This window comes from Synechococcus elongatus PCC 6301 (genome assembly GCF_000010065.1).
GTDB lineage: Bacteria > Cyanobacteriota > Cyanobacteriia > Synechococcales > Synechococcaceae > Synechococcus > Synechococcus elongatus.
In genome coordinates this window covers 1,146,690-1,159,899 of record NC_006576.1, presented here as the reverse complement: position 1 = coordinate 1,159,899, position 13,210 = coordinate 1,146,690, and the positions used below count along the sequence as shown (strand labels likewise).

At 56.6% G+C, this 13,210-nt stretch carries 11 protein-coding genes; 4 read left to right on the top strand and 7 right to left on the bottom strand.

The window, feature by feature from the left end:
- Positions 1–13: 13 nt before the first annotated feature.
- From SYC_RS05530 to lepA, 3 genes are read right to left on the bottom strand one after another with little or no spacing between them, the layout of a single operon-like run.
- Positions 14–313, bottom strand: a complete 300-nt coding sequence (locus tag SYC_RS05530) for a YggT family protein (RefSeq protein WP_011243354.1) — start codon at positions 311–313, stop codon at positions 14–16.
- Positions 314–343: 30 nt separating this feature from the next.
- Entirely contained in the window at positions 344–955 is a 612-nt protein-coding gene (lepB, locus tag SYC_RS05525; RefSeq protein ID WP_011243353.1) for a signal peptidase I, read from the bottom strand.
- Positions 955–2,769: a translation elongation factor 4 gene (gene lepA / locus SYC_RS05520; protein WP_041676973.1), complete on the bottom strand. Its 1,815-nt coding sequence runs from the start codon at positions 2,767–2,769 to the stop codon at positions 955–957. Before lepA ends, lepB (SYC_RS05525) begins: the two co-directional genes overlap by 1 nt.
- 151 nt (positions 2,770–2,920) lie before the next feature.
- On the opposite strand from lepA, the gene cikB reads away from it, so the two are divergent.
- Together cikB and SYC_RS05510 are read left to right on the top strand one after the other, a co-directional pair.
- Positions 2,921–4,654, top strand: a complete 1,734-nt coding sequence (cikB, locus tag SYC_RS05515; RefSeq protein WP_011243351.1) for a photosynthesis regulation sensor histidine kinase CikB — start codon at positions 2,921–2,923, stop codon at positions 4,652–4,654.
- Positions 4,655–4,732: 78 nt separating this feature from the next.
- Positions 4,733–5,848 carry a trypsin-like peptidase domain-containing protein gene (locus tag SYC_RS05510; protein ID WP_041676970.1) on the top strand — a complete coding sequence of 372 codons (1,116 nt, stop codon included), beginning with the start codon at positions 4,733–4,735 and terminating at the stop codon, positions 5,846–5,848.
- A gap of 175 nt (positions 5,849–6,023) precedes the next feature.
- Here the strand turns inward: SYC_RS05510 and SYC_RS05505 are convergent, their stop codons facing one another.
- The 3 genes from SYC_RS05505 to SYC_RS05495 all read right to left on the bottom strand — a co-directional run bounded on the left by SYC_RS05505 (position 6,024) and on the right by SYC_RS05495 (position 9,876).
- Positions 6,024–7,793 carry a peptidoglycan D,D-transpeptidase FtsI family protein gene (locus SYC_RS05505; RefSeq protein ID WP_011243349.1) on the bottom strand — a complete coding sequence of 590 codons (1,770 nt, stop codon included), beginning with the start codon at positions 7,791–7,793 and terminating at the stop codon, positions 6,024–6,026.
- Positions 7,794–7,795: 2 nt separating this feature from the next.
- Positions 7,796–8,239, bottom strand: coding sequence for a hypothetical protein (locus SYC_RS05500; RefSeq protein ID WP_011243348.1), 444 nt, complete (start codon positions 8,237–8,239; stop codon positions 7,796–7,798).
- Between the two features lie 212 nt (positions 8,240–8,451).
- On the bottom strand, positions 8,452–9,876 hold the full coding sequence (locus tag SYC_RS05495; RefSeq protein ID WP_234701806.1) for a CPBP family intramembrane glutamic endopeptidase: 1,425 nt from the start codon (positions 9,874–9,876) through the stop codon (positions 8,452–8,454).
- 118 nt (positions 9,877–9,994) lie between these two features.
- Between SYC_RS05495 and SYC_RS05490 the strand changes: the two genes are divergently transcribed.
- Both SYC_RS05490 and SYC_RS05485 read left to right on the top strand, forming a co-directional pair.
- Positions 9,995–11,332 carry a histidine phosphatase family protein gene (locus tag SYC_RS05490; RefSeq protein WP_011243346.1) on the top strand — a complete coding sequence of 446 codons (1,338 nt, stop codon included), beginning with the start codon at positions 9,995–9,997 and terminating at the stop codon, positions 11,330–11,332.
- Between the two features lie 6 nt (positions 11,333–11,338).
- Complete coding sequence (locus SYC_RS05485; protein WP_011243345.1) at positions 11,339–12,574, top strand: dihydroorotase; 1,236 nt, start codon at positions 11,339–11,341, stop codon at positions 12,572–12,574.
- Here SYC_RS05485 and lepB (SYC_RS05480) read toward each other — a convergent pair.
- A complete protein-coding gene (lepB, locus tag SYC_RS05480) occupies positions 12,530–13,192 on the bottom strand; it encodes a signal peptidase I (RefSeq protein ID WP_011243344.1) in 663 nt (220 codons plus the stop codon). The genes SYC_RS05485 and lepB (SYC_RS05480) overlap by 45 nt on opposite strands.
- Positions 13,193–13,210: the final 18 nt, after the last annotated feature.

Sequence of the window (13,210 nt, the reverse complement as noted above, 5' to 3'; positions counted from 1 at the left end):
CTTAATTCGAGCTTTAGTAAAAAGCCGAAAAACTGCCCGAGGTTTGGACGGCAAGCTGTTGAACGGCTTGGGTCACGGCTTGCAAGATGAAAAAGGCCAAAATCGGTGAAAAGTCCATGCCACCCAAGGGCGGAATGACGCGCCGGAACAGATTCAAATAGGGATCGGTGAGTTGACCCAAAATCAGCATGAACTGACTGCTCTGAAAGTTAGGGAACCAGCTCAGTAAGACGCGGATGATCAGCAGGACAAAGTAGATGTTGAGGGTGATTGAAAGCGTGTTGAGCAGTAGACCAAGCGAAGAACTCATCATCACCGTCCAATAAATCTGTCTGTTTTCACTCTAGCCGAGCGGTGCAGTCTGCTCGAGGCGGGTTCCGATCGCTGGAGCTGTCACCCGTCCCCAACGATCCAATGGCCAAAAGCGCACCCAAGCGCGACCAATGACATTCCTCTCGGGCAAGAACCCCCAAATGTGTGAGTCATTGCTGTTGTTGCGGTTATCACCCATCACAAACAGGCAATGTTCGGGCACGGGATAGGGCCCCCACTCGTAGGCAGGCAATTCCGCCACGTAGGGCTCTGTCAAGGGTTGACCATCCACCCAGACTTGACCCTTGTGAACTTGGACGGTCTGCCCCGATCGTGCAATCACCCGTTTGATGAAGGCCTGATCAGCGCCATAGCCAGCCTGCTGCAAAATCTGCGGAGGCTGAAAAACAACGATGTCTCCTGGCTGGGGGGTGTGCAGTTGATAGCTGATTTTTTCCACGAGTAGGCGATCGCCCACGTGCAGCGTCGGCAGCATGGAATCAGAGGGGATGAAGCGCGGTTCCGCAACCCAGCCGCGAATTACCAGCGCTAGAACGATGGCCAGCAGCACTAACAAAAGGTTTTCCTTTTGGTGCTGCCAGAGTTGTTGCCACCACGGGGTGACGGAATCGGGAACGGTCATCAGCCTTCGCGATCGAGCTTGAGGACAGCCATGAAGGCTTCTTGGGGAACATCCACCGTCCCGATCGCCTTCATCCGTTTTTTGCCCTTGGCCTGCTTTTGCAACAGCTTTTTCTTGCGGCTGATATCGCCGCCGTAGCACTTGGCCAAGACGTCTTTGCGCAGCGCCGGAATGCTTTCGCTGGCAATCACGCGAGAGCCGATCGCGGCCTGCAGCGGAATTTTGAACTGGTGGCGGGGAATCAGCTCTTTCAGTTTCTCCACCAGTGCCTTACCCACGTAGTAAGCCTTGTCGCGGTGCACGATCGTCGCGAGGGGATCGACCGGCTCGCTATTGATTAGGATATCCATCCGCACCAGCTCGCCTTCGCGGTAGCCAATCAGCGAGTACTCCATGCTGGCGTAGCCTTTGGTGCGCGACTTCATCTGGTCGAAGAAGTCCGTCACTACCTCCGCCAAGGGCATTTCGTAGATCAGCGTCGTCCGCTCTTGGGTCAGATACTTCATGTCGATGAAGATGCCACGACGGGTTTGGCAGAGATCCATCAGGGCTCCGACATAGTTTTCGGGCGTGATGATTTCAACTTTGACGTAGGGCTCTTCAATCTTTTCGCGCTGTTGTGGCGGCGGCAGTTTGGAGGGGTTATCCAGCCGCAGCACTTCGCCATCCAGCGTGGTGACTTGATAGACCACTGACGGTGCTGTCGTGATCAGGTCGAGGTTGTATTCCCGCTCCAGCCGTTCTTGCACAATTTCCATGTGCAGCAGCCCCAGGAAGCCGCAGCGGAAACCAAAGCCCATAGCGCTGGAAGTTTCCGGTTCGTACTGCAACGCCGCATCACTAAGTTGCAGCTTTTCTAAGGCGTCTCGCAGATCGGGATAGCGATCGCTATCCGTCGGGAAGAGGCCGCAGAAGACCATCGGCTTGGCTTCGACGTAGCCCGGCAGCGGTTCGGTCGCTCTGGCCCTTGCCAAGGTGATCGTGTCGCCGACCCGTGCATCAGCCACGGCTTTGATCGAAGCAGCAATGTAGCCGACTTCACCCGCATGTAATTCTTCGACTTGAACTTGGTTGGGGGAAAGTACGCCCAGCTCGTCGATCTCGTATTCCTTACCCGAAGCCATCAGTCGGATGCGATCGCCCTTGCGGACGGTGCCGTCGATGACCCGGAAGTAGACGATGACGCCGCGATAGGGGTCGTAATAGCTGTCAAAGATCAGTGCCCGCAGCGGTTCCCCTGTCGTATCGCTGGGGGGCGGCACCAAGTGAACGATGCTCTCTAAAATTTCACCGATGCCGATGCCAGATTTAGCTGATGCTTCGATCGCGCCGCTACAGTCCAGCCCGATCACTTCTTCAATTTCGCGCTTGACCCGTTCTGGATCGGCCCCAGGCAAGTCGATCTTGTTCGGGACTGGAATGATCTCTAGATCATTTTCCAAGGCCAGATAAACGTTGGCCAAGGTCTGCGCCTCTACACCCTGGGAGGCATCGACGACCAGCAGCGCCCCTTCGCAGGCCTGCAGCGATCGCGAGACTTCGTAGGAAAAGTCAACGTGGCCGGGGGTGTCGATCAGATTGAGCACATACTGCTCGCCGTCCTGAGCACGGTAGTTCATCCGCGCTGCCTGCAGCTTGATCGTGATGCCGCGCTCCCGCTCCAGTTCCATGTTGTCGAGGAACTGTTCCTTCATTTCGCGGGCTTGCACCGTTCCCGTTTCTTGCAATAAGCGATCGGCCAGGGTCGATTTGCCGTGGTCGATGTGGGCAATGATGCAAAAGTTACGAATTTTTGAAACCGAAACGTCGGTCATACAGCCGGAACCCGTAGGAAAAGCGCAGCAGACAAGGCAGCTTCCCCATTCTAAAGGCCGTCTAAAGCTCTCTTGAGACTGGAACGGCTCAACAGCCATTTCTCGCGACGGTTGCTACGCTAAGGCCGGACTGTCGAAGGTCGATCGCGCTATGTCTGGGTCTGCCTCGCGCTCGACTGCTGCGAACCCGCTGGAGCTGGCTTGGATTACGCCGTCAGCAGCGCAACTCGCCTCCACCGCCGATCTGTACTACGTCCAAGATCTTCTCGGACGCTACCTCTCGTTTGCTTGGCGCAGTGGCCAATGGCTGGGCCTGAACAGCGAGCAAGTCGTCGGGAGTTACCTCGGCGAGCAGTTTACGCCGGTTGATCTCAACCTCTACTTGGCGCGGATGCGGCGAGCCATGCATCGCGGCCGTGCTGAGCAATTTCGTACTGGCTTTCGTTTTCAGGGACAGGTTTACGTTTTCGACCTGACGCTTAGTCCAATTCTGCAACCGCAGCAGGCCAGCACTTTATTACTGGTGATTGGGCGGCAGCAGGAGCCGCTACCCGAGGCGTTACCAGAACCCCCGATCGCGATCGCGCCACCCCACCATGCCAAGCTGTTTGCCCAAATCGCCTGGGATATTCGCCGCACCCTCGACCCTGAGACAATTTGGCGACATACGGTGCAAGGGCTTGGGCAGGCACTTGGACTGCAGCGTTGCTTGCTCTGTCCCTACGAGTTGGGATCAACGGCGATCGCAATTGTGGCGGAGTATCGTCAGGCGCACCTGCCGGTCGTCTTGGGCGAGCAATTGGCGATCGCCAGGAATCCTTCGCTAGCGGATGCCTTGCTGAGTTTGCGACCCACTCAAGCAGTAGTTGATTTTGAACGATCGCCAGCGGAACCAATCTGGATGGTTCCAACCGGCTATCAAGATCATCCCAACGGTGTTTTGCTGCTGCGATCGGCGGAGGAATTGACTGCGGGCGATCGCGATCTGGTTTGGGAGCTGGCGGATCAGGTGGGGACTGCACTGGCTCATGCTCGCCTCTACGCCCAAAGCCAGGCGTTGGCCCTGGAATTGCAGCGAGCAAATCAAACTTTGTTGGAACAGCAGCAGGCCTTGATCGAAGCCCATCGTCAGTCGGAAGCCCTTTCGCAACTGAAGACCGACTTCCTCGCCAATACCTCCCACGAGCTACGTACGCCGCTGACCGGCATGATTGGCTATCTGCAGCTTCTTCAAGACGACTTGGCCGAGACGCCAGAGGAACGCCAGGAGTTTATTGCCGGGGCCTATCATTCGGCATTGCATCTGCTAGGCATCATCAATGACATTCTCGATATCGCCCGCATCGAAGCCGGACGGCTGCAGCTCCAAGCCGAAACCGTGCCACTACGGAACTTGCTGGCGGAGGTAGAAACCTGTCTGCGGAGCCAAGCACAAGCCAAAGGGCTGGTCTATCGCTGTCGTATTGCTGCGGAGACCGAATCGGTTGCCCTCTGGGGCGATCGCCAACGGTCGCTGCAGGTGCTCTTTAACCTCGTGGGCAATGCGATTAAATTTACGCTCACTGGCTACGTTGAAGTGCGAGCAACAGCGGTTTGGCAGCCCCTTTGCGCCAATGGGCAGAATCTACCGGGCTATCTACGGCTGGAGATTGAAGACAGTGGTATTGGTGTTGCCCCCGAGCGACAGGGCAGTCTCTTTCAATCCTTCAGTCAGGCGGATAGCTCTCTGACACGGCAGTTTGGTGGGAGTGGCTTGGGGCTGGTGATCTGTCGACGCTTGCTGGAGAGTATGGGTGGCATTGTTGAACTGTTTAGCCCTGGCGAGGGTTTGGGGACCACAGTCACCTGTCTGATCCCGCTGGCACCAGCGATCATCCCGTCCTAGTGTTCCTAGCCGTAGTTGCAGGATCAAAACCAGACCCTACACTGCAGAACAAATGCTTCTTCGCGATCGCAGATTCCCATGCCTACTGTTTCTCGGATCTGGCAGCCACTGCTGGGCCTTGCACTCGTCTCCTTGCTCGTTCAAAGCTGTGGGCGATCGCGGCAGGCATTAAACCCGTCGGGTAACCTGTGTGGTTCACGCCAGCTGGAAGCGAGCGATATCTTCAAGCGCAGCAAGGGCAGTGTGGTCAAAATCGAAACGGCCACAGGTTTGGGCTCTGGTTTTGTCGTCAAAAATGACAACGGCTCCATCATTCTTACCAACGCTCATGTGGTCAAAGGGAATGGCGGCACCCTGACGGTGAAGGATGTCCGTGGCAATGTGGTTGACGCCCAGTTGCTCGCGGTTGGTGAGGGTGAGGCCGATTCTTCTGATTTGGCCTTAATTAAAACGGAGACAGAAATCGGCACTCCCCTAAAGCTAAGTGATGACATTGAAACGGCCAGCACGGTCTATGCGATCGGGTCGCCCTTGGGCCAGGAATGGTCCATTTCCCAAGGCATTATTAGTCGCTTCGTCACCGATCAAGGCCTGATCCAAACCGATATTGCCATCAACCCAGGTAACTCGGGCGGCCCTGTTCTCGACAAGCGCGGTTGCGTTGTTGGGGTTGTTGTTTCCAAGCTGGATCCAGCGCAGTCAGAAGGGATTGGTTTTGCGATCGAGCCTCGCATCGCTGAGCGCTATGTCAAAGAAAATGCAGGAAATCAAGCGATCGCAATTGACCAGTTTAGTGAGCCTGAAGAAACTCAGGTTGAGCAGGTTGAAAATCCAGACCGCAATGAGGCTGGATACGAAGTCTGCAATCAATCGGGTGAAAATCTTTCAGTCGCGATCGCTTATTTCGATACTTCAATCGATAGCTATCGCAGCGAAGGCTGGTGGAATCTTGATCAGAGTAAATGTCAGTTTTTCCCCAACTTGCTCGATAGCGTTGATGAGGTCTACGTCTTTGCAGAGTCAGATCAAACACTGTGGTCTGGTGATTTCCCCTTTTGTATGCAAGAGGATGCTTTTGAATACCCTGACGCCAACCGCGATCGCTGCCCCAGCCCGGCCTACTCCAAAGGCTTCCTCAAGGTGGAAGTCGGGGATGCCAAAACTTGGACGACCAATCTAACGCCTTCTCAATGAGCGATCGCCGGCTCTGCTCCCCAACAAAATGCCCCAGCATCCCTAAACTCAATCAGGACATTGGATTCGGATCAGAACCTGCTCAGGTGAGGGCCTTGGGCCTTAGTTAATTCCCTTGTTACTGTCTCGAGTCCAGGAATGGTGACTAGAATCCTAGGGATTTTCACAAGCAGGTTCAATTCTGGTTAGGAGCCAAACCCTCGATCGCAACGAGGGCTTCCGCCATTTGCTTGACAACGGGAGCGGCAACCGTTGAGCCGTAGGCGTCATCCCCCTTCGGCTCATCGACCACGACCAACATGGCATAGCGTGGATTGTCTGCGGGTAAAACACCCACAAAGCTGGTGATCCGCGCCCCTGCAACATACACACCATTTTCTGCTTTCTGGGCAGTCCCGGTTTTCCCACCTAGTCGATACCCTTTAACTTGGGCTGGTTTTCCGCTACCGGCAGCGACCACACTCTCCATCAAACCCATGACCTGCTTCGACGTATCGGCAGAAAAGAGTTGTGGTGCTTCAGGACGCGGCGGCTGCCAGTAGAGCTGACCTTGACTGTCGACTAGTCCGGCGATGACGTGGGGCGTGACCAGTTTGCCTCCATTGGCGATCGCGGCATGCAGCTGCAAAAGCTTGAGGGGGGTCAGCGAGAAACCCTGCCCAAATGCTGCTGTTGCAGGCTCAATCACATAGTTGACAAACTCATCGCGTGATTTGATCTGCCCGCCGGTGGCAAAGGGCAAATCAGTCCCAACGGGTTTATCGATTTGCAATTTTTGCAGCCATTCAAAATAGCGTTGGGGCCGCATGCGTTCCACGATGTGAACCATGGCCACATTGCTGGAATACTGCATCACTTGCGCCAGATTCAGGGGTCCTCGTCCGCCTGCTGTGCTGAAGTCGTGGTTGTTGATTGGCCAGCCCCCGACTTGGATGCGACCTTCGTCGTAGATGACATCGTTAATGTCGAGAACTTTCTCTTCTAGGGCGATCGCAATATTGATCGGCTTAAAAGTCGACCCCGGCTCATAGAGATCATGAACTGCCCAGTCATTAAAGAGCTTGGGATCAGCTTCGAAATAGCGATTGGCGTCGTAGGTCGGCTCACTGACTAGCGCCAACATCGAGCCATCCCGCACATCCATCACCAGCGCCGCGCCCCGTTTGGCGGAATAGCGTTTTAATTGCTGCCGGAGTGCTGTTTGTGTGGTGCGTTGGAGGCGGCCATCCAAGGTGAGTTGCAGCCGCATATCATCTTGGTGCAGGAAGCCAGCAGGCACACCATCAGGCAGCAAGCTACCATCCCCCGATCGCTCGACGGATGCTTTTAGGACGGGCCGCTGCAAGAGATTCTGCTGGCTGAATTCCAATCCAGCTTGGCCTTTGCGCTCATCGTTGAGAAAGCCAACGATATTGGCATAGAGATCCTTGAAGGGATAGAGGCGCTGGGCCCGCTGCTCAAACTCGAGGCCATCAAGGTAAAGCTTCCGCAGAGCAGTCACGGCCTCGCGCGACAGATCCGATCGCAGGCGAATGCCACTCTTTTGCGACTGGAATCGCTGTGTCAGGGTACTGACGTCCATCCCTAGAATCGGCGCCAGTTTTTGGGCCACGCTAGGAATGGGCTCTTTGAAAAGCTGGGGGTGAACGTAGAGGGTATAAATCTCTTGGTCGAGGGCAATCAGATTGCCCTGCTGATCGATGATGGGCCGCCGTGGCAGGAAGGGCGACAGCATCACTCGCTGCTGTTCCGTGGCTTTTTGTCGGAGCATTGGCCCTTCTAGCACCTGCACGGTAAACAGACGCCAACCTAAGAGAGCAGCGCCAATCACCAGCAGTAGCCAAATGGCGAGTATTCGCCGTGGTTCAATGACCTGCTGCGGTACTGAGCGACGCGGTGATCGCCGGGAATTCCGACCTCCTCTCGCTTGCGGCAGTACCGTCATCGTCAATATCCTACGGAGGCTGTGGGGGCTGGCAATTCAGGTGCAGGTACAGGATTGGCCGGGCGCGGCGGTGCAGGTTGCAAGAAGATCAAATCCGAGGGTTTGGCCGATACCCAGCCTTTGCCGCTTTGCTGACCCTGTTCCAACACCTCATCCCGTAGCAATGCTGTGGTAGCTGTCAGCTTCAGTTCCTGTTGTCGCAACTGATCGAGCTGTTGGAAATTCCGACTCCAGCGAGAGTCGAGGTAGACATTGAAGCAATAGACGCCCAAGACACCTGCCCCTAGGCTGGCTCCCAGCCCCAGACCAATTTTTTGACAGACGCCCAACCAAGGCCAACTACGCGTTTTTAGCGACGATCGCGAGCGGTTCCGTGGAGTAGCAACCGGCGTGACTACCGTCAGCGGGCGGGGCTGAGGAATCGGGCGAGCAGGAACGGCGACCATGGCGGTTGAGGGGCAGTGGGTTGAGGGGAAAACACGGCCGAGTATGCCGTGGGTTAGTCGTCTCGAAAAGACTTGACAGTACTTTTTAAGGTTCTGTTAAGAATCTCTGGAACCCAGAGGCCTGATGTGTATTGCCGACTACGTTTCCGCTTAAAGATAGCGCTTGTTTCTAAAAACGGGTTCCTGATTTGCCAACCGACCACAACACTGCTCTAAGGCTGGCTGAGCAAGAGCAGGCTGATTAAGGTGCCGCTATTCCAAAGGCCATGCAAGAGCATTGGGGCTAAAAGGTTACGGCTACGGGTGTAGACCTCGCCCAATAGACAGCCGAGGGCAAACAAGGGCAGCACTTCCGACAGGCTGAGGTGGGCTAGGGCAAAGAGTAGGCCACTGAGGGCGATCGCGCCGCGCACTGGTAGCCAGCGGGTGAGGGAGGCCAGCAGAAAACCCCGAAATAGCACTTCCTCAAATAGGGGCGCCGCGATCGCCGCCGTCACCCAGAACCAGAACAGGGCGCTGCGGCTGCCGCTATCCAGCACCAACTCCAGCAGCGGATTACTGCCGCCACGGCCCTGCCAGATCAGTTGGTTGAGGAGTGAGGTCCCAATCACTACGGGCAGAGCGACCCAATAGCCCCCAATGCCCCACAAGGGCCAGCGCGATCGCCAGCGCAGGACAAACCAATCGGGTGGCAGGGGACGATAGCGCTGTAGCGTCCAGGCCAGCAGCCCCAGAACCAGCCCCGCCATCAGGCTGTAGCGCACCAAGATCGAGAATGCTTGGCCGCTGACATCCAAGCGACTACTGTCGAAGCCAACGGCAGCCAGTAGCGTTGGGAGCAGCAATTGATTGAGGCCAATCTGGCCGATCAAGATGAAGCCCGGCAGCATGATCCAGGCCACCACAGTGGAATCCCAGGGCACCGTCCAGCCCTGCAGTGGTGGGAAGGGTTGCTTGCGCCAGCGCCGCCAGCCTAAGTAGCCCAAAATGCCCAGTCCCAGAATTGAACCGACGAGGGGTAGCCCGTTGAGCAGTAGCAGGGCGATCAGGGCTTGCCAAGCCGCCCGATTTTGGCGCTTGACCAGACTGGCAAGGGCATCAGAACGCTGTTGGAGACGGTAGAGCTGCTCGAGGGACTGAGTTTGAAACCAGCCCCGTAGCTGCGATCGCAATTGCGGTTCGGCATCGGGGAGCAGTCGGGGCGGATCTTGCCAGAGGCCGATCAGAACCGTGGCACTCTGCGGATTGGGGGAGTTGGGTAAAGCCGTGGCGATCGCATTTTCCCAAGTGGCGATCGCAGCTGGAGCATTGCCATTGACCGCCTCAATCACCCCTAATTCCAGCTGTGCTTGGCTGAGCTGATCCGTCTGGACGAGGAGCCCTGAAGCACTATTTGTTTGGAGTTGTTCAACTCTTTGGCGAAAACTACGCTCAGCCGTAGCAAGCGTGGTTTGGCGATCGCCATCGGCACTAGCCCACTGATCCTGAAGCTGTAAGAGCTGCAGCGACAACTCGTTCTGCCGCAATTCCAACTGACTCTGGACCTGCGGTTGCTGCCAACTATTCAGCAACACATTGCCCATCAAGAGGCAGGCCAGCAGAGACAAACTCCAGACTAGTAATCGCCGTATGCCCATGGGCTCTCGCTGTAGCATTCGTCCCCGGCATTATCCCATTGGCCTCGAGACGGTCGGCTCAGCGTAAAATGATTCGGGCTTTTGGCCTGTCCTTTGCACCGACTCAGCGGAGAAAACCTTGGCTACGCGTGTTGTCCTCGTCCGCCACGGACAAAGCAGCTATAGCGCCGCTGGGCGTATCCAAGGACGCTGCGACAATTCTCAGCTGACCGATCGCGGGGCCGCCGATGCGGTCAAGGTTGCGGCAGCCCTGAACGGCATTCCCTTTGCGGCGGCTTACTGCAGCCCGCTGCAGCGGGCCAAGCGCACCGCTGAAATCATCATTGAACAAATCGAGACCCCGCCGGCGCTAGCGGTCAGCGATGGCTTGCTGGAAGTCGACCTACCCCTTTGGGAAGGACTGAGTCGCGAGGAAGTGCGATCGCAGTACGCTGAACTCTACCGCCAGTGGCATGAAGCGCCCCACGAGTTAGTGCTGACGGTGCCCGATGGTCAGGGTGGCAGTCGGGAGCATGCGCCGGTTTTGGCACTGTTTGAACAAGCTCGGCAGTTCTGGAAGGACTTGCTCGAGCGCCATCGCGATCAAACCGTGCTGCTCGTCGCCCACAACGGCATTTTGCGATCGCTGATTGCGACAGCGCTGGGGGTCGATCCCTCTGCTTACCAGGTTATTCGCCAGTCCAACTGCGGCATCAGTGTCCTCAACTTTGCGGATGGAACGAATCAGCCGGCCCAACTGGAATGTTTGAACCTGACGGCTCCCCTAGGTGATGCCCTACCCGATCGCGGGGCCAGTAGCGGCGTTCGGTTGCTGCTGGTTCGCCATGGTGAAACCGACTGGAACCGCCAGAAACGCTTCCAAGGTCAAATCGATATTCCGCTCAATGACAACGGCCGTGCCCAGGCGCGCTCGGCGGCAGAATTCCTTGCGCCGATTCAGATTGATTTCGCCGTCAGCAGTCCGATGGCTCGCCCCAAAGAAACAGCGGAACTGATTCTTGAACGTCATCCCAACTGCGAACTATCGGTAGACGATCGCTTGCAGGAAATTGGCCATGGCCTTTGGGAAGGCAAGCTTGAAGAAGAAATTGCGGCGGAGTTTGGCGAGCTGTTGCAGCTCTGGAAGGACCAGCCCGAGCAAGTCCAGATGCCCGAAGGTGAAAACCTACAGGAAGTCTGGGATCGTTCTGTCGCAGCTTGGGAGGCGATCGTTGCTAATGCGCCAGAAGGTAGTACAGGACTCGTTGTGGCCCACGACGCGGTCAACAAAGTCATCCTCTGCCATGTCCTCGGCCTCTCGCCAGCAGATATTTGGTCAATCAAGCAGGGTAACGGCGCAGTCACCGTTGTTGACTATCCGAAGCGGCTTGATTCGCGCCCAGTGCTGCAAGCGATGAACTTGACCCTGCATTTGGATGGGGCAGTGCTCGATCGCACGGCAGCAGGAGCCCTCTAGGCAGTCATGGCCGATCTGTTGCATCAAATTCGGGTGCTAGATCCGGCGATCGCAGCGGATCGTCATTGCGATGTGCGGATCGAAAACGGCTGCCTAGTCGCGATCTCAGATCACCTCGATCCCCAACCGGATGATCGAATTCATGCTGCCTCCGATTGGATTCTGGGTCCAACTCTGACCGATCTCTACAGTCGCGCTGGCGAACCGGGTGCAGAACCCCGCGAAACTTTTGCCAGTTTGGCAGCAGCAGCAGCGGCGGGTGGCTTTGGTCGGGTTGTACTCTTACCCGAAGGTGATCCCTGGCTCGATCAAGCTGAGACACTCAGTGCGCGATCGCACCAGTTTAACGGCGTGCAGTTCGACTACTGGGCGGCCTATTCTCGGCAAGGGCAAGGTGAACAACTCAGTGAATTGGCAGAGTTGGCTGCTGCTGGAGCGATCGGCTTTGGCGATGGCCAGCCACTGGCCAATCCTGCCTTTCTACGGCAATTGTTGCTCTACAGTCACAGCCTCGATCGGCCTTTGTTGATCTGGCCCTGCGATCGCCAGTTGCGCGGCAAAGGACGGGCCCGTCAGGGCAGTTTGGCATTGCGTTGGGGCTTGCCGGTCGATCCCCAAAGTTCGGAAACTGCTGCCTTAGCACTGCTGCTAGAGCTACTCGCTGATTGCCTGACACCCATACATTTGATGCGAGTTTCGACAGCGCGTAGCGTCGAATTGATCGCCCAAGCCCAGCAGCGAGGCCTGCCAATTACGGCCAGCGTCACTTGGTTGCATTTGCTGGGAAATACTGCCGACCTCACGGATTATGATCCCAACCTGCGCCTAGCGCCGCCACTGCCGGAACCGGAAGAACAACTGGCGCTTCAGCAAGCGGTTCAAGAAGGTGTGATTACCGCGATCGCCGTCGATCACAGTCCCTACCTCTACGAAGAGAAAACGGTTGCTTTTGGTGAGGCTCCAGCCGGTGCGATCGGGCTGGAATTGGCGTTACCCCAGCTTTGGCAAACACTGGTGGTTGAAGCAGGCTGGTCGCCGCTGACACTCTGGCAGCGACTTTCGACAGGGCCACAACAGTGTTTGGGTGAAACGCCACGATCGCTGGAACTGGGCGATCGCGTCACGGTGTTTGACCCGCACCAGACCTGGACTGTGAGTGAGACGAGCCTGCGATCGCAAGCCCGCAACACCCATCTCCTAGGACAAACGCTGGTGGGTCGGGTGTGGCAACCGCCAGCCTAGGGGCGTGATGGGTGGCGTTTTTTGGTAGCTGGGCAGAGGTTCTACTTCCCCCAAGCGGTTGAGCGGCCAAAAACGCACGAGGGCTTTACCGATGATTTTGTTTTCCGGGACAAATCCCCAATAGTGGCTGTCGTAGCTGTTGTTGCGGTTGTCGCCCAACACAAGGTAGCTATTGGCAGGCACGGTTTTGGGTCCCCAGGTGTAGCTGGGCTCTTGGGCGATGTAATTCTCATTCAGGACTTTGCCATTGACATAAACTTGGCCATCTCGGACTTCGACAGTGTCGCCGGGGAGGCCAATCACCCGTTTGATAAAAGCATCGTCGTAGCCCCGTTTCCGCAAAGCAAAGGGCGGTTCAAAGACAATGATGTCGCCCCGCTGCGGCGGATTGAAGCGATAGCTAACCTTGTCAATGATCAGGCGATCGTTGATCTGCAGGGTAGGCAGCATCGAACCCGAGGGAATGTAGCGAGCCTCGGCGACGAACTGCCGAATCCCTAGGGCAAAAATGATGCTCAGTCCGAGGGTTTTGGCATTCTCGAGCCAGACGTTCTCCTTCTTCGGGCTAGGGGTGTCAGAGCTAGCCGTGGAAGTAGACGACGTTTCTGGTTTAGCCATGAAGTTCAGAAGTCAGCC